This is a genomic window from Paenibacillus sp. MCAF9, from assembly GCF_052114265.1.
GTDB lineage: Bacteria > Bacillota > Bacilli > Paenibacillales > Paenibacillaceae > Pristimantibacillus.
Genome location: NZ_JBFREL010000005.1, coordinates 383730 through 406283 on the forward strand (window position 1 = coordinate 383730; position 22554 = coordinate 406283).

The window sequence follows — 22554 nt, forward strand, 5'->3', positions numbered from 1 at the left end:
ATATATTAATCATGAGAGGGGTAAAATCAGCATGAAGAAAATGAAAAAGCCGCTGTTAGTGGTTGTCTCTGCGGTGTTTCTACTGGTAACTGTACTTGCAGGATGCAGCAATTCGGGGGGCAATGATCCAAAACCAGCAGCAACAGATTCAGCAACGAACACTAATAAAGGGAGTGAGGCAACAGACGCTCCAGCAGATCAACCATGGGAATTTGGTTCTAGTCCGATAGAATTCTCGGCTTATACACACTATAGCTGGCAAGATTTCCCTGACACCATGGATGCAAACCCTTTTTGGAAATACCTGAAAGAAAATAAACAAGTAACGATTAAACCGATTCATGCAAAAGGCAACTCTGCTCAACTGATGCAGACCTTTATGGCTGATACTAGCCAAATGCCAGATCTCATTTATGGTAACCGCTATGATCCGGATATTGAAAGACTTATTGCAAATGATCAACTCGTAGCGCTTGATCCTTATCTTGATAAATATCCTAACCTGAAGAAATATCTTAATCCTAAATCCATGGAGCTGCTTCGTTCAGCAGATGGCAAGCTGTACAAATTCCCTAACTGGTACACAGAGAAACCAACAAGTACAGCTGGTTATGTAGTCAACAAAAAAGTTTATGCAGAGCTTGGATCTCCAGCACTTGAAACGATGGACGATTTGTATGCATATCTTCAAGCAGTAAAAGCAAAATACGGCGATAAAATCATTCCACTGGAACTAGATCGCGGTAGCGAAATTCAAGGCTTGGGCGTCATTTACGCAGGATTTGGAGAAAACAACCTTTACAAATCATTAAGCAGTGATGTTCAGGGCGTAATCAAAGACGATAAGCTCGTTTCATTCTTTACAGATCCTTCTTTCCGTGAGTCTCAAAAATACCTTGCAAAATTGTACCGTGAGAAGCTAATCGCACAAGATTGGTGGACACAAACAAGAGATGTCGTTGCAGAAAAAATCGTAACGGGTAAAGTAGCCGTTTATGCTGGATCAGGCGTTACTACGTTTGCTTCACGCGGAGATTCTGAGCTTAGAAAGGCAGATCCAGATGCTGGTTACTTCATGATTTGGCCTGTTCGCAAAGCTGGACTTGATAAGAACAAAATCTTTGCAGGTGGTTACGATGCTCTTGGTTGGAACGTTGTGACGATTACTAAACATGCAAAAGATCCAGAAAAAATCTTCGCAGCACTTGATTGGATGACAGGACCTGAAGGCATGACAATCTCATTCTTCGGACCTGAGGGCGGCAACTGGAAAGGCTTCGATGAAAACGAACAACCGATCTTCACTGAAAACTACAATGAAGAGGAAGTAACAGCAATTCAAGCTGCAAATGATGTTGTTCACATCGTAGGAAACGTATCGTACATCGACCCAGCAAAATTGAAATATGTTAATTCACTGCCATTAGAAAAACAAAACTGGGCAGCACGCTGGCAGAGAGATATTACTTGGCCGTCATCTAATGATACAACGGCGCTTACCAACATTAATATTGAACCGGATTCTCCATACGGTGACACTAGAACACAAATCGTAGATCTTACTCTTGAAACTCTAGCTGCTTCAACGACTGCGAAGAGTGATGCAGATGTTGACAGAATTCTAGATGCAGCTGAAACGAAAGCTCAAGGGTATAAATACAAAGAGCTTCTAGAATGGCGTACTGAAAGATGGCATGCTAACAGAACTATTCTTGGAGAAAAATAAGGTTTTATAGTGAAAGAGATCATCCCAAGGGATCCATTTGGATCACTTGGGATATCTCTGTATTTTTGGTTATACTTAACTTTTATATATATAGCTTGCATTTATTTTGATATTATTAAAGGGAGATTTTTCAAAAAATGCTGCTCATATAAGGGGTGCTTGGTCAGTGTACGCGAAGAAAGAGAGGTTCCTGCGGTTCATGTTGGTGTATTTCATTGTTAGTATGCTTGTCGCCTGCAGTGGAGTAGACAGTAAACCTGTTCCAACAACTGATGAGGGAACAACGCAAGATATACAAATAAATCTGCCTCCCAATCAGCTCTATGAACTAGGCAAAGAAAGGCTTGATATTTCCTTTTATGGTCACTACAGTTATTATTCGATGCCGCAGTGGGGCGCAGATCCCTCTTCGAAGTGGATTCAGGATAATCTTAACATTCACATCAAAGGAATCGACGTTGAAGGAAACGGAAAGCAGAAGCTTCGAAAGATGATTGCCAGCAAGCAGTTGCCGGATATCATTTGGGGTGATCGCGGTTATGATCTGGAACGTTTGCGTGAAGCGGGCTTACTCGTACCGCTCGATAACTATATAGATAAATATCCAAATTTAAAAAAATGGGCAGGCACTAAAATTTTAGATTTGCTTCGAGCACCAGATGGGCATATTTATTATTTTCCAAATTATTACACTAATAAACCGTACGGCAACGCGGGTTATGTTGTGAATAAACGAATATATCGGGAATTAGGTTCCCCTAAGCTATCTACGACAAATGAGCTTTATGATTACCTCAATAAAGTGAAAGCCAAATATCCTGATGTCGTACCTTTTGAAACAGGAATTGCCAGTGAGGGGCAAGGCATTGATCAATTATTTTCCGCCTTCAAGGAAGACAATTATAGCTTTACTCGCTACTACGCTGTAACGAGCGGAGATAAGATGACATCGATCTATAAAGATGAAGGGTTTCGCGAGTCGGCATTATTTGTAGCTAAGCTTGTGCGTGAGGGGCTAATTACCTCGGATGCTTGGACACAAACGGATGATCAGGTAAGTGAGAAGCTTATGAGCGGCAAAGTGGCGGTTTATGCCAGTGCGGACCCTATGCGTCAAGTGATGTTGGCGAATGCAGAGCTTGTAAGGAAAAATCCGGAGGATGGTTATATCTTTATCGATCCTATTTATAAGGAAGGGTTGGATCCGAATAAGATTTATCCTGGCACATACAATGTGCTTGGCTGGAATGTCTCTACGATAACGACAAGCGCAAAAAATCCAGAAGCGATATTCGCTATGCTGGATTGGATGACAGGGCCGGAAGGTTCTGCTGTTCAGATGTGGGGCCCGCCGGGGCCAAACGGGTACTGGGATGGCTTCAAAGAGGATGGAATAACGCCAAAATTTACGAGCAAATACACATTAGACCCGGATGGGCTGAGTGAAATACAAGCAATCTCTGGCGAGTTGATTTGGGTTGGCAACACCGTATATCTCGATCAAACCAAAAGCGATTATGAAAAAACATTGCCTGAGGACAAGCGAAACTGGTCTACATACTGGCAGCAAAAGGTAACTTGGGAATCTCAGGGGGATGCAACACCGTTTATCAATTTGCAGCCGACACCAAATTCTGACGAAGGCAGAATCTTTGCCCGGGTGAAAGAAATATGGTTAAGCGCGCGCTCATATGCGATGTACGGGCAAACGGATGAAGAGGTACTAGAGATTTTGGATTTAGCGCATAAGGATTCGATGGAATCAGGTTTTCAAGATTATTTAGATTTTATTACGTCGAAGTGGCAGGAAAACTTAAAAGTTTTAAATCAAGAGTAACGTAAATTTGTTAACTTGAAGGAGCTGCTCTTATGTATAAGGTATTGTTAGTCGATGACGAAGAACTCGATCTGGAAGGAATGAAACGGTTTATTCCTTGGTCTGAGCTTGGAATGGAAGTGAAGGGCAGCGTAAATAATGCATTATCAGCATGCGAAATAATAGATGAGCAGCCCATCGATATATTAGTCAGCGATGTTAATATGCCTTATATGTCAGGACTTGAGCTTGCCCGAATTGCACTCGAACGCAAGCCTAATATGCGTATTATATTCGTTAGCGGCTATCAGGAGTTCAGCTATGTACAGCAGGCGTTGTCTTTAAAGGCTTACAATTATGTACTAAAGCCAATGGATGACAATGAATTGGTGTCGTCTTTGTTAAAGGTGAAGCAGGATCTTGATGAGGAGAACAAGCAGCGTGAAGTGGAAGAGGCCTATCAACAAATGATTCCGATTGCCAAAAGCGACTTTTTGATTCATGTGTTGGAAGGATTGGAAACGACGGAGGGCGTTTCCATGTCTAAGCTGATTTTACACTACGGCTTTGATCAATTAAACTGGCCTATCCGTGTTGCGATTATGGAACTGGATAATCAGTCGTTGAGACAAACCGAGAACGCATCTTCACAGAGAGAATGGTCGCGAAGCTCTCTTCAAATTGTACATGAAACGATTCAAAAGATAGGGATCCTTCCATACTGCAAGCTGTCGTCTCAACGCATTGCTATATTACTGGAAGACAAAGCTATTGGTCAAACCGTCAAAACGTTATGCGATGCGCTTTCGCAGCATCTAACGGTATCGATAACAACCGGCCTCGGTGAAGCGGTTCATTCGATAGAACAGCTGCAAGTATCCTACCGACAAGCGATAGAAGCTGTTGAAGGCAAGATGTTTCTTGGAAAAGGGGATATAATCAAATATGAAGAGGTCAGAGCGGAACCAGGCATGCTGGACGCTCGGATTCTGGATACACGAATGAAAGCACTATTAAAGGCCATGGAAGGATATGAGCTTGTTCGGATTTACGACGAATTCGAGAACTTGTTTGCATCGGCTTCCAGTCTTCGCTCCAGATTTACTGTTCATCATATGACCAGCTACATTATATGGAAGCTGGATCAATATTTAAGTGAAATGAATGAGGATTTATTTGAACTGCTAGGCATTGATATTCACCATCTCGAAGTTTTAATGCAATTCGAAACGATTAATGATATACGTTCATGGCTTGTAAAGCTCTTATATGAAATTTCTGAACGCCTGCAGAAGAAAAACGTCATGAAAGACAGCAAGTTTATACGCAGCGTCACGAAGTCAATTAAGGAGAGGATGAGTGAAAATATTACCCTTAAAGATATGGCGCTGCAGTTTTCTTTCTCGCCTAGCTATATGGGGTTTTTAATAAAAGAAAAGTCAGGTCATACCTTCAATGAACTGCTCGTGCATTTGCGTATGGAGAAAGCATGTGAACTGCTCAATCAACCCGGGATAAAAATTTATGAAGTTGCCGATCAGGTTGGTTATCGTTATCTTCCCTATTTCAGCCGACAATTTAAGGAGAAGTTTGGCATGACGCCTATGGAATATCGGAAGAGAGAGAATTGATCATTAATGGGGGAGCTTTAGATGAAAATAGTCCGGGAGAATAGAAAGAGACTCGGATATATGCCGATCGGATACAAGCTTATGCTGTCCTATATGATTTTTATCGTTATTTTGGTCGTTGTCAATTTCTATGTGTCACATTCGATGTATGACTCTTCCATGCGCAAGCAGACGCGTATGAATATTGAAGGAACGATGGAGCAAATGCGCGACAACGTGAAATATAAACTAGATGATATCGTCCGAATATCGTCTACGCTCTATGATGATTATAATCTGGTTCAGAGCATTCGAGTGGATGAAATAGGCATTGCCAATTTAAATCGAATGAATCAGATCATTAGCCCAAAGCTAGAAAGCGCCTCGAAATCTATTGGGATGAATTTAAGGTTGTCTGTCTACTTTCATAATAAAACGGTGAACCAAATTTATGAGAATAGATGGAAGAAAGACAATGCTGCCGATAACGATGAATCCAAAGAGCAAACCTATGATATTTATCATATGAGCCGCATTCAGGATAAGTTATGGTACAAATCCATTCCAAAAGAAGAATACGGCGTGACTATGGAGTGGAAGCAGGTTGAAGAGGATGTACGAGATCATCGTATTTCAATGATACGACGTATCGTCGACACCGATAATCCATTGGAAGTTGAAGAGCTGGCTATTATGCGGTTTAGCGTTCAGATGAAGGAGCTGTTTAATAGCGTTGACTTCTCGAAGCTTGGCGACGGCAGCATGCTGTCTGTCGTGGATTCTACGGGATACGTTATTTTCTCCTCTGGGCAGCTTCCGGAAGGCTCAACCAAACCAGTTTCGAAAATAAACAAAAATGTATCGACAAATGAAAATAGCGATAAGCAAGAGTACTTAAGAATAGAAGAAAAATTGCTCAATCAGAATTGGACATTAGTGGCGCAAGTTCCACTTACCATTATCGAGCAGGAAGCCGCGAAGGTACGGGCATTTATTATTTTCATCTGCGTACTAAGCTTCGTTTTGTTAACGTTTGCGGGTGTCTTTATTTCACGTTATTTCTCCAAACGAATTTTAAAATTTGTATCGGTGTTGAATGCTTTCCGCGAGGGGGATTTGCATAAGCGAATTGCCTACAGAGGGAAGGATGAATTCTCTCAAATTGCAACCGCGCTAAACGGAATGGGCGAGGATGTAGAGGCATTAATTAATAAGGTATATTTGACGCAGCTTCAGAAAAAAGAGGCTGAGCTGGAAATGCTGCAGCTTCAGATCAATCCGCACTTTCTATACAATACCCTTTCATCGATAAACCAGCTGGCAAAATTCGGGGAAAATGAAAAACTGCAAAAAATGGTGTTGGAGCTCGCGAAGTTTTATAGGCTTACACTCAATTCAGGCCGTACGATGATTCCAATCGCAGCGGAGATGGAGCAGGCAAACGCATATGTAAGCATACAGAAGGTGAAGTACGGGAAACGACTGGAAGTATTATTCGAGATTGATGAGAATATATGGCCTTTTGAGACGGTAAAGCTTATTTTGCAGCCTTTCATTGAAAATACGCTTAAGCATGCATGGAGCGGAGATCGCATTCATATTCGGATTGTTACCTATATGGAAGAAAACACAGTGCATTATAAGATAATCGACGACGGGTTCGGAATGCCGCAGGAGCGAATTGATGAAATATTCAGCGGGCTAGATAAAGGAAACATTGGATATGGGATTCGAAATATCGATCAGAGAATCAAGCTTCACTATGGTTCAGAATATGGGGTTTCCATATTCAGTCGTATAGGTATTGGAACAACTGTCCATATAAGGATTCCAGCGAGGAAAAGGAATCTTATTATTCAAGAATGCATTCCAAATATTGCAGGATAAACAACGAATAAGCCGCGTCCATTAGGAAGCGGCTTTTTGCATATTAAATTTATTTTCTAGATAAGTGAGCAGTTGGATCCGAAGATATGCATACTTTTGCCGATGGGATAAGAAGTAAGTTTGCTCCTGCTCCGTTATGATCGTTTCATAGCAGTACACCACTTTTATTGGAGGCGATATGGATGTCGATATCTACATTGACGGAGCAAGAAGTGCAATTTTATAAGGAAAATGGTTACGCGCTGCATAAGAAACAGTTGTTTAGCGCAGATAAGATGACGGAGCTGACTAATATTTTTGAGGAGCAATGGGAGCTTGTGGGCCGGAAGCTGAACAGCGAGCTGGATACCCCGCATTTCCGTGATGAGCGTCTACTTAAGTTTCTATTAAGCGATGAAGTGCTTGATCTGGTAGAGCCTTTAATTGGTCCTAACATTGGCTTGTGGTCTAGTCATTTCATCTGCAAAGAGCCGCTTATTGGCAAGCAAACGCCATGGCATGAAGACTCCGCATATTGGAACGGACGACTTAGCCGATTTGATAACATTGTGACCGTATGGCTGGCTATAGACCGCAGCTCTAAGGAAAATGGCTGTATGCGCGTCATTCCGGGAACGCATAACAATGGTTTCTCGGAGTACGAGCAGGTAGATGGCAATGATAACATTTTTGATACAGAAATTCGCAATAAGGATGAGTCAAAGGCCGTTTATTTCGAGCTTGAGCCAGGCGAGTGCTCTGTCCATGATTCTCGCATCATACATGGTGCAGCTCCTAACAAAAGTGAATTCCGCCGCTGTGGTTATACAATGCGTTATTTCTCAACGGATGCGCAAGTCTATACTGAAAAGAACCGTGGCCATAAAATCTGGCTAGCGCGTGGAAAAGATTTAGCCGGCAATCCTTTTGTCAATGTATAATAGGCTTAACAAAAGGGGGGACAGGTATTGGAATTGAGACGAATAAAAGCGTTGTGGGGAATGCAGGGAAGCTATGAGGAGCTTTTGACATATGCAGCAGAAGCAGGTTACTTTGGCATAGAAGCGCCGCTGCCGCCTGCCTCTGAAGAAAAGTCCTTTAAAGCGGCATTGGAAACAAATAAGCTGGCCTTCATCGCGCAGGTAAGTACACATGATGACCATCTTGATAGCTTCGAGAAACAAGTCATGCGAGCAACGGATTTTAATCCGCTGTTTATTAACTCGCAAAGCGCTAGAGACAGCATGTCAGAAGCTGAGCAGGATCGTTTTTTTGAAGGAGCACTTACAATTGAACAGAGGTCTGGCCTTCAGGTCGGGCATGAAACCCATCGCAGCCGAGCGATGTTTACACCATGGACGACTGCAAGATTGCTGAAGCGTTTTCCTGAATTGCGCATCACTGCAGACTTCAGCCATTGGGTGAACGTATGTGAGTCGCATCTGGATAATCATGCGGATGAGCTTACTCTTGCTATTGATCGCAGCATACATGTTCATGGCCGTGTTGGATTTCCACAGGGACCTCAAGTACCACATCCTGGCGCGCCTGAATACGCATCGGAGCTTGTTTTATTTACAGGCTGGTGGCAGCGGATTTTTATGAAGCAAGCTGCGAAGGAAAGAGCTTCGACAACATTTACAGCAGAGTTTGGTCCACCGAATTATATGCCGACGGTGCCCTTTACCAATAAGCCTATTGTTGATTTAATAGAAGTAAATCAATGGATGACCGATTATATGACTGCCAAATATGCTGAATGGTTTGACCAATAAAAGTCTGATAGGGGGAAATCGTCATGAAGTATGAATTAACACCTGAGAGATTGCTTGGTAAAAACTTTTTGACCTTGTCATCCCCCTATAAGATTTTCAAACATGTGATCGATAACAAAATTGCTGCCCATTGGCATGATTTTTTTGAAATGGGTTTTGTTGTGTCTGGTACAGGAACTCATGTTATAAACGGAGAGCCTTTTCCTTTAGAGAAAGGAATGACTTTTCTGCTGACAACGGCAGATTTCCATGAGATCATCCCAGATGAAGGACAAACGATTCATTTGTTTAATCTTATTTTTGATGAATCATTTATCCGCCCAGAGCTGACAGAAATGTTATTTGAACAGGTATCGCTCCATTTGCATACTTTTCATGACGAGAGTGCTAGTGAAATTGAAATGGAATTTACTCGGATTTGGAATGAATCACAGATGTGGCAGCTAGGCAGCAGCATGCTGGTGCAGGGAAGTTTCGAGAGAATACTCATCCATCTCTATAGAAATAACGGGCATCAGCGATTGCTTGACGACTATGTAGCCATTAGCACAATCCCTTCTTCCATTAGAAAGTCGATCATCTTTATTCAACACCATTTTCGAGAGCCGCTTTCATTAGATGAAATAGCGAGATATGCTGGAATATCAGCCAATTATTTTAGTGAATGCTTCAAAAAGCATACAGGTACATCATTTCAAGAGCATCTACAAGGAAAAAGGCTTCAGTTCGCCTCTGCATTGCTCAGTAGTTCAATATTGCCGATAACGGAAGTGTGTTATGCCGCAGGCTTTAATACATTGCCTAACTTTGAACGAGCGTTTAAAAAAAAGTATGAGAAATCACCTCGAGAGTTTCGGAAAAAATATATTCGGCCATAAATGTGACGTATAAACCTATATGCCATGTTAGGAGGGTACAGCAGTGAGAAGGAGACTTATACAAGGCACAGCAATTGCTGTGCTTTTATGTTTTGTTTATATTCTCTATGCAGTATGGAGCATTATTTCGTTTGCAAAGGTGAATGAGCTCATTCACACAGATGCCGCAATTGTGCTTGGGGCAGCAGTCTGGGACGATAAACCGTCGACAGTTCTAGAGAACAGATTAAATCATGCCATTTGGCTTTATAACAATGGATACATAAAGAAAATTATCGTAACTGGAGGCACGGGTAAGGGAGATTCCTTGTCTGAAGCGGAAGTATCAAAACGATATGTTATGCAGTATAAGGTGCCGGGGGAGAATATTGTTCTTGAAGAGCATTCAAAAATCACGGAACAAAATTTAGCTAATTCCTATGCGATAGCACGACAACAACAAATCAATACCTTTACCATCGTCAGCGATCCTTTGCATATGAAGCGTGCTCTTGTTATGACTAGACACTTAGGGATGGATGCTTACTCTTCACCAACTCAGACTTCAGCCTACAAGAGTTTGGGTACTAAGCTTCCTTTTCTTTTAAGAGAAACGTTCTTCTTAACAGGTTATCAGCTGAAAATGTTATTTTTAGAGTAAGAATATAAGAAGTCACTTATGATAAATAAACTGCTGTTTCACAGCTCATCTTTTTTGCAGCCCGAAAGTTAAACACTCAATAGGATGAGTTTAACATTCGGGATTTTGTATTTTATTAAGGGTATCGTTTCAGGAAGTAAGGCTGCGTTTAAATGAAAGGAGAGGGAAATGTGTTATCCTAACTGAATAATTATGCCAAAAGCCTCCGATATTAAGGATACGATTACAGGTTCTTCCTAAATCAAGAAGGATAAACGCAGGAAATCACAGTTGCGGTGCACATCTAAATCCATGTATGGTATTATAATATTAACGATTAAAACAAGTTAAAAGTAAAGCTGCCATAATGAAGGAGTTTTTATTTTGAATGATGCGATGATCATGTTAAAGCAAACAAGTCGTACTTTTTATATTCCCATCAGCAGGTTGAAGTCAGGTTTAAAGGATGCAGTTGCATCCGCTTATTTGTGTATGAGAGCAATTGATGAAATTGAGGATCATGAGACGCTAGCAGATGAGGTGAAAGCAGAATTATTGCTTGGCATTCATGATGCGTTTAGTTCCGATGATGTGATTAATGAATCGCAAAAACTCCTTTCTCCTTATGCAGAAACACTGCCGGAAGTTACGATGAGAATTCATGAATGGGCGCTTTTATGTCCTCCGACGGTTACGAATGTTGTTTATAACCATACAGCGACAATGGCCAAGCAGATGGCTGATTGGGTTCATGAAGGCTGGGATATCCGAACAGAAGAGGATCTGGATAATTATACTTATAGTGTTGCCGGTATGGTAGGGGAAATGTTGTCTGACATATGGTTTTGGCACGATGGCACGAAATCAGACCGAATCAAAGCAGTTGCTTTCGGAAGAGGCTTACAAGCCGTAAATATTCTGCGTAATCGCACAGAGGATCTTGAACGTGGCGTAGACTTTTTCCCTGAAGGCTGGGGACAGAAAGAAATGATTAAGTACACGCGCCGCAACCTGAAGTTGGCGGATTCGTATATATCTGATTTAAAAGGCGGTCCTGCTCTAGAGTTTTGCAAAATTCCGCTGACGCTGGCACATGCAACCATTAACCTCATTGCAGTTGGCGGTAACAAATTAACGCGAGACGCCGTTATGAAACTTGTAGGCAGCATTAATTAGAACTTGTTCTATAAATAAAAGCAAAGCCCATGGGATTCCATGGGCTTTGCTTTTATTTGTTTTTATTCGGGTGCCGTGAGATTAACCGTACCAGCTCGACTAGCAAGAGCGGTAATGATACTGTCGAAGGATACGCCAAATAGCGCGGCTCCCAATGAGGTGAGAACTTGTCTTTGTATCGCCGGAGGCCAACAAAGCCATACCAGCTTCCGCCATACTCGAAAAGAATGCGTGCCAGCTTCTCTTCTTTTATTGCGTTTTGGCTCTGGCCAACACTCGAAAGTGGAGCCATCCCCAAATTAAATTGCGCATATCCTTCTGTTTTTGCCCACTCCATAAGGCAAATAAACAATTGATCCATCGTTCCATTTGGGGTGGATTTTAAATAGCGCATTAAATCTACAGATAAGGTCGTACCGTCATAGGCAGGCGTCAAAGAAGCGAAAGCAATAATTTGATCATCTGAATTTTTTAATAGCGCAATGGGCGCGAGCTGCAAATAATCTTCATCAAACCATCCGAGAGAATAACCCTTCTCATGTTTTCCATCCAGCCATTGGTCAGAGATGAACGACAGTTTCTTTAACAACTGCTTATCATGAGGCGGATGTACGATTTCAAATTGAAAATTTTCACGTTCAAAGCGGTTTTTAACCGCCCGAAGACTGGCATTTTGTTTTCCGACTAGCGTGAAATTGTCCAGATGAACCAATGCTTCCTCACCCAGTTTAAAAAAGCGATAGCCGTTTTCGTGATAAAACGGTAAATAGTCAGGTGTCGTTTGATAAAATACGACCTCTACCGCAAACTGATCGGCAAATTGCTGAAACTGTTGAATCGCTTCGCTAATCATGCTTTTGGGACCTAAAGGATCACCGAGCACAACAAGTTTATTTCGAATTTTCGCATAGGGTATTAACACTTGATCCTTCATCGCCCAGAAGAAGCTCTTGTCACCGGTAAAGAGCATATGCGTCAATAAATTTCCTTGTTCCTTTTCAAGAAAAGCTTTTAATTTCAACTGCTCATCCTCGGCTGTTTCTAAAACGGCGAGCGGCGTAGGACGAAACATATAAAGCAAGGATAGGAAGAGCCAAGCAACCAAGAGACCAAATATCGCAGCTATCGTATGCTGGCTTGGATCTATCAGCCATGTGGTGTGAGCCTTTCTTGGCAGATATTTGAGAAATGCCGGATACGAATGGGAAGCGATGAGGTAATAACCATAGGTGATTAAGAGTGTAACAAGCCCCCAGCCCAGCACATTATAAATCCCTACGGGTATAGCCAGACGATAAAATCGATGTCTTGAAATCCATAACAGCAACGCGACAATGAGTAGAAATATAGCTTCCTCGTAATCAAACGCTTTGGCAAGTGCGAAGAAGGAACCGGCACAAAGCAGGAAGAGTGTCCAATAATAGGCTCGCTTCACTCGAAGTGAAATACCGCGAGACAGCATGATCAGCATAATGCCAATGACAATGCTTAATTGATGGGACAGCCTCATAATCTGAAACGAAACCAATTCTTCCGTAAAATGTATCCTGTAAAGTAAAGCGGGTGTCGCTGCGGACAGCAGCAATATGACCCCACTCGCAAATACAAGCTTACCGAGTGACCATGCCCCAACCTCGCCGATAAATGCAAATTGTCCCGGCCAGCGCCAAACGCTTTGCCAAATATTTAATGCTCGATCCATGATGCCGCTATCAGACTGCTCCGTTCGTTTCCGGTTCATAGGAAACTCGAATGCTGCCATCATAAGGCCGATTAACCAAGGCACAAAATAATACAAAATTCTAAACAGAACAAGGATGACCGCGCATTTATCAGGTGGAAAGCCGAGCAGCTGTAAGCCTAATATAGCCGTTAAATCAAAACCACCGATACCGCCAGGCGCCATGCTTATAATGCCGGCTATTGCTGCTAACGTATAAATTCCAAGCGCATTTGTAAATGTAAGTTCTGGAATAAATGTTGCTCCAATAAGCCAGAAGGTCATACCAGCAAAAAACCATTCCAAAAAGGAAGAACCAACGGAAGCGGTCATAATGCGCCAAGTCAATTGTCCTCGATTCCGATTAATCCATTTGGAGAAAAGTGAAGTTCTTTGAAGCAGCACGAATAGCGGTAAATACAGTGCGATTGCCCACATCGCATAGGTGAGCCATGGATGAGCATTCAGCAATGCGTGAACAGGGAAAATGCCGATAATACACAGCCATGCTAGCAGCGATAGCCCTGTGAAAGTTATCGTCGAAAGAAAGGCAACAGAAGCAGCAATACTGCCAATGGGAACTTCTCGATTTCGATATAAAATTGATCGCAGCCCTGCTCCTGTAAGACCTGCAAAACCAATCAAATTGTTTGAGGTGTTTGCAATCCATCCATAACGAATCGTATCCCAAATCCCAATCTTTAAATGAAAATGCTTGCGAATCAACAAGTCATACGTACTCATGACAGAGACAGCGAGCATGGAGAAGCTGAGCAAAAGAAAAATCGTAAAGGGGTGCATGTGATGAAACTCATGGATCATTCTTCCCCAGTGGATCTCACGGAACTGTTTTTTTCCTTCGAAGTAAACAAAGGCGATAATAGCAACTGGCAGTAGAAAACGCAGTACTCTTGCACGGTATAGGATGGATACAAGCTTAATTAGATGCAGCTTGTAAGCTATCTCGCGAATCCATTTCATTAATATTCCCCTTATGTATGGTTTGTCCCTTGCTATTCATTATTTTGCCATGTGGGACACATAAAGTATAGCCTACTTACTCATTAATGTTTCCTCAATTAGGAAATTAAATCGAAATGTGAACGCCGTGGAACATCTTTTTTAGGGGGGAAAAGAAAATGCCCAGCGCTCAGAGGCTTTAAAGTTTTTAAACTTTAGTTTCCCTGAAGCTGGACATTAGGTTTAGGCTTGTACATTCGTTTATCCAGTTATAGATGAAGGCAATAATGAATAAACGTTTTTCAGCATAAGCATTTTAGGGCTGAGCTTGAATTTTGAACCAGAGAACGTGCAACGATCATAATTAAAACGAAGTGATGTTATATGAATCGTGCAGTCTATAAATGAGCAGCCAATATAATGTGAGCCGTCAAAGTATACATCCACGTTTTTAAATGTTTTGTTAATAATATAGTCCATGATTGAATCCTCCTTGTAATGTGAAACAAGCTATTTGATTATATGCGGTTAATTCTATTGTTTATAACCTTTTTTATATGAAATGAAACAAGAAAATTGAAGTTATAGACGAGTAAAAGGAGATTAACGAGCGCGGTCCAGTTATTTTTCGTTGACAAAGCAATCTTACATCCTTATTATTAGTTTGAATTCAAACTAGTTTAGGCGGTGCTCTGAATGGGAGAAGACAATCACATTACACGTTTTCCTTGGGAGCAAGAGGACAGCAGTACATTGCTTATAAAGCTGGCATTTACGAATATTCGGCGCGAGATTGAAACTTCGCTTCGGCCGCTCGGCCTCACTCCTCAGCAATCACAGTCGCTTCATTTGCTCGCTATGAAACCAGGCGTGATGAACGCCGACTTGGAGAAGCTGCTATTTATAGACAAATCGAGTGTAACCAGCTTGATCAACGGGATGGTGAAGAGAGGCTGGGTTGTAAGGCGTGCGCATGACTCGGATGCAAGAATGAAAAGAATTTATTTAACCGAGCAAGGGGTAGAAATGTCCTTGAAAGCTTCAAATGCTGTTGCACAAGCGAAAGAGAAATCGGACCATTTGCTAACCAAGGAAGAAGCGGCACATCTGCATGTTTTACTCAGAAAAATCATTAAAGCGTATGAGTAAGCGATACGCTTGTTATATTCGGACATATAGTTTGAATTCAAACTAAATGTAGTCTAAAACAGGAAAGGACGTTACGGGATATGGAAGCTGCAGATAAACAAAAAATAGGCGAGAAGCTGCTGCCTATATTAGCTTTTACATTAGTCTTCTCCATTATGAATGCTTCAATGTTTAATGTTGTTATGCCTGTCATCAGCAAGGAATTTGGCATTACCGCCTCACAGGTGAGCTGGCTGATTACGGGGTATATGATTGTTTTTGCAGTAGGCTCCGTTACATACGGAAAGCTCGCGGACAAATATCGGCTTAAGGATCTATTGACCTTCGGATTAATTATCTTTGCACTTGGATCGATTGTAGGTTTGCTCGCTTCTGAATATTGGATGATCGTGCTTGGGAGGGTGCTGCAAGCAAGCGGGGCAGCCGTTATCCCAGCTACAGCGATGATTGTCCCTGTACGCTATTTCTCTCCTGAGAAGCGTGGTAGGGCGTTAGGTACGGTTGCTGCGGGTCTTGCTCTTGGAACCGCACTCGCGCCTATTGTTGCCGGAATCGTTACAAGCTTCATCAACTGGAGATTTCTATTTTTAATATCAGTCATTCCGCTGATTGCACTTCCGTTCTTTAGAAAATATTTAGACAACGATAGAGGAAAAGCTCAAAAAATTGACTATTTGGGCGGCATTCTGCTTGGAGGCTCCGTCGCATTATTACTGATGTCCATTTCAGTTGGTAGTTGGTTTATTGCTCTAGGCGGTGCTGTAACGCTCGTTTTATTTATTGTGCGCATTCGAACAGCGTCTGAGCCGTTTATCCAGCCCAAGCTGTTCAGCAATAAGAAATATACGTTTGGCTTAATCATGACCTTTCTAGCTACATCGTTAAGCTTTAGCATGCCTTTTGTTACCCCACAGTTTTTGGCGGGACTTAATCAGTTGTCCCCTGCCATTATCGGCTTTGTTATGTTTCCTGCAGCTATTACCTCTGCTTTGATGGGGCGTCGCGGTGGCAGGCTTGCAGATGAGAAAGGCAACTCGTTTTTAGTATACCTTGCGATTTCATTAAGCTTTACTTGTTTTATTTTGTTATCAGTGTTTGTTGGATTATCGCCATATCTAATCGTGTTTTTGTTAATATTCGGCAATATAGGTCAAACCTTTATGCAAATTGCGATGTCGAACACGATATCAAGAACGCTTGCCAAGGAGCAAATTGGAGTTGGGATGGGACTCATGTCCTTGCTTAACTTTATCTCGGGAGCGATGACCACAAGCATTATCGGCAAGATGCTGGATTTGAAGCAAACGGCAGTCCATTTTAACCCATTTGCCATTCATAACGGGGCATACCTATATAGCAATATTTTCTTTTCCTTAGCAATCTTGGCTGCAATCATTGTTGGCTTGTATTATTTGCTATTCAGACCATCGCGTGATCAAGCAGCTTTGCAGACAAAGCTTGAAAAGAGCAAATCATCTTCAAGAGCGATTTCATAATAAGGATATAAAATATTTGAATTAGATGAATGATGCGAAAAATGATAAAATTTGACTCTGCCTACAAGTGTAATAAACTGGAAATTATATGATTTAACTAGAAGGAGAGAGTGAGATGAGCAAACCTTTAGTCGTAATTGTCGGGGCTGGACCGGGTGTAAGTGCGGGTGTTGCAAGGAAATTCGGTAACGAAGGATTTCGTGTTGTGCTTGCAGCAAGGAACGAGGATGCTCTGGAAACTTATACGAAGGAGCTTAATGATAGCAAGATTGAAGCCTACAGCATTAAGGCTGATGCAGCCGATTCAATATCATTAACTTCTGCATTTGAACAAATTAAGCAGCTTTATGGTTCCCCTGATGTTCTGGTTTATAATGCGGCTGTCATATCTAAGGCTACACCAACAAAATTAACCGAAACGCAGCTGCTTGAGGAATTTAAAGTAAATGTTGTTGGGGCGTTAACAAGCGCGAATCAAGTCATTCCTAATATGATTGAGCATAAGAAAGGGGCAATACTGTTTACTGGCGGCGGATTGGCGCTGGCACCTGCTGCTGAATTGTCGTCATTGTCGATTGGTAAAGCGGGAATTCGCTCTCTGGCCTTCACACTTTCACAAGAGCTACAACCGCATGGCATTTATGTCGGCACAGTAACAATTGCTGGTTTTGTTGCCAAAGGAAGTTTCTATGATCCAGATGAAATTGCGGATCAATTTTGGAATTTATACATCAATAGAAGTGAAGTCGAGTATTTATATAAGCAAGACTAATGGGGAAGAGTAGAAAAAGCATGCCTGAGCCTAATGGTTTGGGATGCTTTTTTATTGCTGCTTGACATCTCTAACTGTATGAAATAATATTACAGTATGCAAAAAAGTTACAGTTAGTTAGATAAACTGAGGATAACGGGAGAGATGAAATAAATGAAATCAACTTATTTGCCATTGTTTGAACAAATGACCTTTAAAAACGGTATTGAATTAAAAAACCGGATCGTTATGGCGCCAATGACGAATTTCTCATCAAACGAAGATGGAACGGTATCGGAAACGGAGCTGAGCTATTATAGCCGCAGATCGGGTGGTGTGGGCCTAGTTATTACAGCTTGTGTTTACGTTTCACCAAACGGAAAAGGATTTCACGGCGAATTTGCAAGCGACAGCGATGACATGATTCCGAGTCTACAGCGCTTGGCAGCAACAATTAAAGAAAAGGGCGCTAAAGCAGTGCTTCAAATTTTTCATGGCGGTAGAGAATGCCCAATTAACCTCGTCCCAAATGGTGATGTGGTAAGTGCGAGCGCTGTAGCTTCGGAGCAGAACGCTGGGGTTACACCTAGAGCATTATTAGATGAGGAAATTGAATCGATTATTCGCGACTTTGGAGAAACGACTAGAAGAGCAATTGAGGCGGGGTTCGATGGTGTTGAAATTCATGGCGCAAACGGTTATCTTGTCCAACAATTTTTCTCTCCGCATTCCAATGTACGTGAGGACCGTTGGGGAGGCAATATTGAGAACAGATTGCGCTTCCCATTAGCCGTCGTTAATGAAGTGAAGCGAGTTGTTGCTGCCTATGCGGAAAAACCTTTCCTAGTCGGTTACCGCTTCTCCCCTGAGGAGGCGACTACGCCTGGTATTACCATGTCGGATACATTTAGGCTTCTAGACGAGCTAAGCAACAAAGACCTCGATTATCTTCATGTATCGTTAATGGATTTCTGGTCATTGCCTAAACGAGGTGCTGAAGAAACGAAAACGCGTATGCAATGGATACAAGATCGTGTAGGTCATTTAATTCCGATTATTGGCGTTGGCTCTATTCATACCCCAGAAGATGCTGTAAAGGCAATAGATATCGGCATTCCACTTGTTGCGATTGGCCGTGAAATTATTGTTGAACCGGATTGGGTCGAGAAAGTGCAAGAAGGCCGCGAATCGGAAATAAAAACAACGCTCAGCAAGGATGATCAGGATCGTTTGGTCGTTCCTACCCCGCTCTGGCAAGCAATTGTTCATACGCCAGGCTGGTTCCCGCTAGGCGATTAATATAGATGACAGGAAAACAGGTCAAGCATTTCTTGACCTGTTTTTTTTTGCGTCTTTAATCGATTTAATCTTTTTTTAGTGTATCCAGCACGACAATGAATTGGCAGTTGTTTTAGTACTAAAGTTATTGTATCATTGTCTAATAGGTAGGCAACCTAACTATTTCGCGAAGTAGTTTGGCGGCCAATAGGCCATAATAAATAAAAATGTTTAGGAGTGCAGAGCATATGGAGCAATTGAGTCAGAAGAAAAAGTTAACAATCATGATTGCACTGATGGCAGCTATGTTTTTCGCAGCTATTAATCAGACAATCGTAAGCACGGCTATGCCGCGCATTATTGCCATCTTGGGTGGCATCGAGTATTACACATGGGTTATTACCATCTATATGCTCACATCAACGATTGCTACTGTACTTGTAGGAAAGCTTTCGGATATTTACGGAAGGAAGCCGTTTTTGTTAGTCGGTATCGTGTTATTTATAATCGGAGCCTTCTTATGCGGTACATCAACTACGGTATTCCAGCTCATCACTTATCGTGGTATTCAAGGTATAGGCGGCGGTATTCTTATGTCAGCAACCGTGACGGCGGTTGGTGATTTGTTCGCACCTAGGGAAAGGGCGAAATGGACTGGATTAATGATGGCCATATTCGGCTTCTCAAGTGTAATTGGACCAACATTAGGCGGCTTTATGGTCGATCATATCGCTTGGAAGTGGATTTTCTGGATTTTTCTACCGCTTGGCATTATTGCATTTGGGATGATTTGGTCCATGTTTCCAAAAACAGCGCGTAAAACAACGGAATCCATTGACTATTGGGGTTCATTATTGCTTTCACTGATGCTTATTGCATTGCTGCTCGGCTTCTCATGGGCAGGTACAAAATATGACTGGGGCTCGCCACAAATTATTGGCATGTTCGCCTCTGCAGCAGTGTTGTTAGTTCTATTGATTCTTGTAGAACGTCAAGCCAAAAGCCCTGTATTGCCTTTGTCGATGTTTAAAAACAGCATTGTAACGATCTCCAACTCCGTCGGTTTCCTTATGAATGCCGGCATGATGGGCGCAATGATGTACCTGCCATTCTTCGTACAGGGTGTGCTTGGTATTTCACCAACGAACTCGGGTTTTGTAAATATGCCGATGTCGATCGCCATGATCTTCCTAAGTGCAATGTCTGGTCGTTGGATTTCCAAATCAGGGAAATACAAACGATTCGCCCTCATCGGTATGCCATTCATGGTCGCGGGAATGCTTATGATGGCATTCATGACTAACGTTGGCGTTGCGGTTGCTGCGATGATCGTATTTGGTATTGGACTTGGTATTTCAATGCCAGTATTTACACTAACCGTTCAAAATGCAGTAGAGCCTTCACAGCTTGGTGTGGCTACAGCTACAGCTACGTTGTTCCGTAACCTGGGCGGTACGATTGGTATTGCAGTTATGGGTACGGTTATGAACTCCACTTTGACCAGTAAGCTGAAGGATGCTGTCGCAGCAGGTCAAGGACCTGATTTAAGTCAAGTAGATGCGGCTACAGCTGAGAAACTGTCTAGTTTCCTTAACCCGCAAATGCTGCTTGATCAACCGAAGCTTAAAGAGCTTCATGCGACGCTGCCGGAACAAATTCAGCCTTTGTTTACACACATCATCGAGATGGTTCGCTCGGTACTGAGTGACTCCTTGACGGTTGTATTCTTGTTCGGTATGTCCTTGCTGATCGTCGCATTTGTACTCGTGTTCTTCTTGAAAGAAATTCCGCTTCGCTCTTCTGACAAGAAAGAAGCAGTTAGCGTAGAGCCATCTGAAAAGTTGAAAAAAGAGCCTGCTCTTAATAATTAATAAGAGCGGCTCCTATAGGAGGGATTTCGCTTCCTGCAGCTTGCAGGAAGCGAAATCCCTTTGTTTATTAAAAGTCTTCATTCATTTTGGCTGAGTCCAAATAGTCGAATACTTGGTTTAACATGACGACAAGCTGATCACTTTGCTCCTTGCCTAAATGATCGATCATGCCTTTGAACATGGAGATAAAACGGTCTATTGCTTTTTGGGCAATTTCTTCGCCAGTGTCCGTTAACGTTATTTCGGTAATTCTTCGATCAGTGTTATCGGATGTACGAACCACATGGCCAGATGCAATTAAGCTATTAAGCATCTGTGTAACGGTTGGAGAGGTGACTTGCAGCAATTTACTGATTTCTGTAACCGTCGTCCCTGTTGAACTTTTATCATTGCTTTTTTTCACACAAACGAGCATACGAACTTCGCTCGCTTTAAGACCGCCCCACATCGTTTTTTTCCGCCAGTCGGCTTTAGCGAACTTTTGGAAAACATCGATTAAGTCTGTTACATTCTCATATTTATCTGCGGACATTGGATTCACCTCGGTGAACTTATTTTATAAAGTAATTAGGTTACCTACGTAATTATAGTTATTATGATGACAGGAAGTCAACAAAACAACAGAAATGAGGTGGAACATGAACAACTACGAGGAATGGAAAGAATTGTTTCCGCAATTAAAGGTTGTTTACAAAAAATTAAAAACCGAATGGTATAAAGGAATAGATTGCAGCTTCTCCATTAATCAAACAAGAATGCTTCAACATTTAGATAAACAAAGTCCCATGAAGTCAACGGACCTAGCTGAATTGCTTTTGGTTACTGCGGGCGGGGTTACGCTCATCGGGGACAAGCTCGTGGAAAGAGGGCTTATTCGCAGAAATCGCAGCGAGAATGATAGACGAGTCGTTTATTTGGAAATTACAGATGAAGGCAAACAATTTGTGAAGGCTTTTAATGAAAATGATGATGCTATTATCCGATATATGAGTGAGAGGATCTCGCAAGAGGATTTGGAGCATTTGAGACGAATATTTACATCGCTTGATGATTAGCGGGATCTAATCGAAACATTTCAGCAGCAAGAATTGGAAGGGGAATACGGAAGTATGGTTATGGATCAAATGCAAAAAATGAAAGACATGAAGCAGCAAATCACACGGTTTCTAATGATGTACAAATTTGCGATTCAAGAGCTTGAGACAAAAGTCGAAATATTAAAGGAAGAATTTCATTTACTGCATGAATACAATCCGATTGAGCATACAAGCTCGCGCCTAAAGTCGCCTAAGAGCATTGTTGAAAAGCTATATCGGAAGCAAAGCGAGCTTTCTTTTAACGGCATTCGGAATCACATTAAAGATATAGCAGGCCTGCGAATAACCTGCTCTTTTATTTCTGATATTTACCGGATTAGCGACATGTTAAGCAATCAGAGTGATTTGACCTTATTGGAGGTTAAAGACTATATAAAAAATCCGAAGCCAAACGGCTACCAAAGCTTGCATTTGCTCATTGAAGTGCCGGTGTTCATATCGGATCGAGTGGAAAATGTATGTGTAGAAGTTCAGATTCGAACGATAGCGATGGATTTCTGGGCGAGCCTGGAGCACAAAATCTATTATAAATATAAACAGGCGATACCTCCTCGCTTACTGAATGAACTAAAAGAAGCAGCAGATTCTGCATCCGCGCTGGATCAGAAGATGGAGCGACTGCATAATGAGATCGCAGCCATTAAAGAAGAGCGTGAGGATGATCTGGGCGATGAGATGCTTCGTCTGATCATGAACAATCAAAGCGGCTCCATTCCAAACATGCTGTTAGAGCTTTTTGAGGATGGAACCAAAAAATAATAGTCGT

At 42.0% G+C, this 22554-nt stretch carries 19 protein-coding genes; 16 read left to right on the forward strand and 3 right to left on the reverse strand.

Annotated features, from left to right (window positions below; translation table 11 throughout):
- The first annotated feature begins 31 nt into the window (after positions 1 to 31).
- The 9 genes from AB4Z45_RS12000 to AB4Z45_RS12040 all read left to right on the forward strand — a co-directional run bounded on the left by AB4Z45_RS12000 (position 32) and on the right by AB4Z45_RS12040 (position 11466).
- A complete protein-coding gene (locus AB4Z45_RS12000; protein ID WP_441909480.1) occupies positions 32 to 1726 on the forward strand; it encodes an ABC transporter substrate-binding protein in 1695 nt (564 codons plus the stop codon).
- A 199-nt stretch (positions 1727 to 1925) separates the two neighbouring features.
- The gene (locus AB4Z45_RS12005; protein WP_441909544.1) at positions 1926 to 3563 is read left to right on the forward strand and encodes an extracellular solute-binding protein; all 1638 of its coding nucleotides are present in this window, start codon (positions 1926 to 1928) and stop codon (positions 3561 to 3563) included.
- Between the two features lie 32 nt (positions 3564 to 3595).
- Positions 3596 to 5173, forward strand: coding sequence for a response regulator (locus AB4Z45_RS12010; protein ID WP_441909481.1), 1578 nt, complete (start codon positions 3596 to 3598; stop codon positions 5171 to 5173).
- 21 nt (positions 5174 to 5194) lie between these two features.
- A complete protein-coding gene (locus tag AB4Z45_RS12015; protein WP_441909482.1) occupies positions 5195 to 7039 on the forward strand; it encodes a cache domain-containing sensor histidine kinase in 1845 nt (614 codons plus the stop codon).
- Positions 7040 to 7221: 182 nt separating this feature from the next.
- Entirely contained in the window at positions 7222 to 7959 is a 738-nt protein-coding gene (locus AB4Z45_RS12020; RefSeq protein WP_083682577.1) for a phytanoyl-CoA dioxygenase family protein, read from the forward strand.
- A 27-nt stretch (positions 7960 to 7986) separates the two neighbouring features.
- Positions 7987 to 8793 carry a sugar phosphate isomerase/epimerase family protein gene (locus tag AB4Z45_RS12025; RefSeq protein ID WP_441909483.1) on the forward strand — a complete coding sequence of 269 codons (807 nt, stop codon included), beginning with the start codon at positions 7987 to 7989 and terminating at the stop codon, positions 8791 to 8793.
- 23 nt (positions 8794 to 8816) lie between these two features.
- Positions 8817 to 9671: an AraC family transcriptional regulator gene (locus AB4Z45_RS12030; protein ID WP_441909485.1), complete on the forward strand. Its 855-nt coding sequence runs from the start codon at positions 8817 to 8819 to the stop codon at positions 9669 to 9671.
- 43 nt (positions 9672 to 9714) lie between these two features.
- A complete protein-coding gene (locus AB4Z45_RS12035) occupies positions 9715 to 10311 on the forward strand; it encodes a YdcF family protein (RefSeq protein ID WP_441909486.1) in 597 nt (198 codons plus the stop codon).
- A gap of 375 nt (positions 10312 to 10686) precedes the next feature.
- Complete coding sequence (locus AB4Z45_RS12040) at positions 10687 to 11466, forward strand: squalene/phytoene synthase family protein (protein ID WP_076270964.1); 780 nt, start codon at positions 10687 to 10689, stop codon at positions 11464 to 11466.
- 52 nt (positions 11467 to 11518) lie between these two features.
- Here the strand turns inward: AB4Z45_RS12040 and mprF are convergent, their stop codons facing one another.
- Both mprF and AB4Z45_RS12050 read right to left on the reverse strand, forming a co-directional pair.
- Entirely contained in the window at positions 11519 to 14167 is a 2649-nt protein-coding gene (gene mprF / locus AB4Z45_RS12045) for a bifunctional lysylphosphatidylglycerol flippase/synthetase MprF (protein ID WP_441909488.1), read from the reverse strand.
- A 240-nt stretch (positions 14168 to 14407) separates the two neighbouring features.
- On the reverse strand, positions 14408 to 14626 hold the full coding sequence (locus tag AB4Z45_RS12050) for a hypothetical protein (protein ID WP_441885375.1): 219 nt from the start codon (positions 14624 to 14626) through the stop codon (positions 14408 to 14410).
- 216 nt (positions 14627 to 14842) lie between these two features.
- Between AB4Z45_RS12050 and AB4Z45_RS12055 the strand changes: the two genes are divergently transcribed.
- From AB4Z45_RS12055 to AB4Z45_RS12075, 5 genes are all read left to right on the forward strand, one after another.
- Positions 14843 to 15295, forward strand: coding sequence for a MarR family winged helix-turn-helix transcriptional regulator (locus tag AB4Z45_RS12055; RefSeq protein WP_441909489.1), 453 nt, complete (start codon positions 14843 to 14845; stop codon positions 15293 to 15295).
- Positions 15296 to 15375: 80 nt separating this feature from the next.
- Positions 15376 to 16791 (forward strand): MFS transporter, encoded by a 1416-nt coding sequence (locus AB4Z45_RS12060; RefSeq protein WP_441909490.1) that lies wholly within the window; start codon positions 15376 to 15378, stop codon positions 16789 to 16791.
- Positions 16792 to 16906: 115 nt separating this feature from the next.
- Positions 16907 to 17563, forward strand: a complete 657-nt coding sequence (locus tag AB4Z45_RS12065; protein WP_441909492.1) for an SDR family NAD(P)-dependent oxidoreductase — start codon at positions 16907 to 16909, stop codon at positions 17561 to 17563.
- Between the two features lie 153 nt (positions 17564 to 17716).
- Positions 17717 to 18841, forward strand: a complete 1125-nt coding sequence (locus AB4Z45_RS12070; RefSeq protein WP_441909494.1) for an NADH-dependent flavin oxidoreductase — start codon at positions 17717 to 17719, stop codon at positions 18839 to 18841.
- A gap of 227 nt (positions 18842 to 19068) precedes the next feature.
- Positions 19069 to 20691, forward strand: coding sequence for an MDR family MFS transporter (locus tag AB4Z45_RS12075; protein WP_441885385.1), 1623 nt, complete (start codon positions 19069 to 19071; stop codon positions 20689 to 20691).
- A gap of 67 nt (positions 20692 to 20758) precedes the next feature.
- Here the strand turns inward: AB4Z45_RS12075 and AB4Z45_RS12080 are convergent, their stop codons facing one another.
- Complete coding sequence (locus AB4Z45_RS12080) at positions 20759 to 21223, reverse strand: MarR family winged helix-turn-helix transcriptional regulator (RefSeq protein ID WP_441909495.1); 465 nt, start codon at positions 21221 to 21223, stop codon at positions 20759 to 20761.
- 106 nt (positions 21224 to 21329) lie between these two features.
- Here AB4Z45_RS12080 and AB4Z45_RS12085 point away from each other — a divergent pair, with 106 nt between their 5' ends.
- Together AB4Z45_RS12085 and AB4Z45_RS12090 are read left to right on the forward strand one after the other, a co-directional pair.
- A complete protein-coding gene (locus tag AB4Z45_RS12085; RefSeq protein ID WP_441909496.1) occupies positions 21330 to 21746 on the forward strand; it encodes a MarR family winged helix-turn-helix transcriptional regulator in 417 nt (138 codons plus the stop codon).
- A gap of 60 nt (positions 21747 to 21806) precedes the next feature.
- Positions 21807 to 22547: a GTP pyrophosphokinase gene (locus AB4Z45_RS12090; protein ID WP_430054410.1), complete on the forward strand. Its 741-nt coding sequence runs from the start codon at positions 21807 to 21809 to the stop codon at positions 22545 to 22547.
- Positions 22548 to 22554 lie beyond the last annotated feature (7 nt).

Coding starts and splice junctions, on each gene's coding strand:
- AB4Z45_RS12000 (WP_441909480.1), top strand. CDS start 32: ATGAAGAAAATGAAAAAGCCGCTGTTAGTGGTTGTCTCTGCGGTGTTT.
- AB4Z45_RS12005 (WP_441909544.1), top strand. CDS start 1,926: ATGTTGGTGTATTTCATTGTTAGTATGCTTGTCGCCTGCAGTGGAGTA.
- AB4Z45_RS12010 (WP_441909481.1), top strand. CDS start 3,596: ATGTATAAGGTATTGTTAGTCGATGACGAAGAACTCGATCTGGAAGGA.
- AB4Z45_RS12015 (WP_441909482.1), top strand. CDS start 5,195: ATGAAAATAGTCCGGGAGAATAGAAAGAGACTCGGATATATGCCGATC.
- AB4Z45_RS12020 (WP_083682577.1), top strand. CDS start 7,222: ATGTCGATATCTACATTGACGGAGCAAGAAGTGCAATTTTATAAGGAA.
- AB4Z45_RS12030 (WP_441909485.1), top strand. CDS start 8,817: ATGAAGTATGAATTAACACCTGAGAGATTGCTTGGTAAAAACTTTTTG.
- AB4Z45_RS12040 (WP_076270964.1), top strand. CDS start 10,687: ATGATCATGTTAAAGCAAACAAGTCGTACTTTTTATATTCCCATCAGC.
- mprF (WP_441909488.1), bottom strand. CDS start 14,167: ATGAAATGGATTCGCGAGATAGCTTACAAGCTGCATCTAATTAAGCTT.
- AB4Z45_RS12050 (WP_441885375.1), bottom strand. CDS start 14,626: ATGGACTATATTATTAACAAAACATTTAAAAACGTGGATGTATACTTT.
- AB4Z45_RS12055 (WP_441909489.1), top strand. CDS start 14,843: ATGGGAGAAGACAATCACATTACACGTTTTCCTTGGGAGCAAGAGGAC.
- AB4Z45_RS12060 (WP_441909490.1), top strand. CDS start 15,376: ATGGAAGCTGCAGATAAACAAAAAATAGGCGAGAAGCTGCTGCCTATA.
- AB4Z45_RS12065 (WP_441909492.1), top strand. CDS start 16,907: ATGAGCAAACCTTTAGTCGTAATTGTCGGGGCTGGACCGGGTGTAAGT.
- AB4Z45_RS12070 (WP_441909494.1), top strand. CDS start 17,717: ATGAAATCAACTTATTTGCCATTGTTTGAACAAATGACCTTTAAAAAC.
- AB4Z45_RS12075 (WP_441885385.1), top strand. CDS start 19,069: ATGGAGCAATTGAGTCAGAAGAAAAAGTTAACAATCATGATTGCACTG.
- AB4Z45_RS12080 (WP_441909495.1), bottom strand. CDS start 21,223: ATGTCCGCAGATAAATATGAGAATGTAACAGACTTAATCGATGTTTTC.
- AB4Z45_RS12085 (WP_441909496.1), top strand. CDS start 21,330: ATGAACAACTACGAGGAATGGAAAGAATTGTTTCCGCAATTAAAGGTT.
- AB4Z45_RS12090 (WP_430054410.1), top strand. CDS start 21,807: ATGGATCAAATGCAAAAAATGAAAGACATGAAGCAGCAAATCACACGG.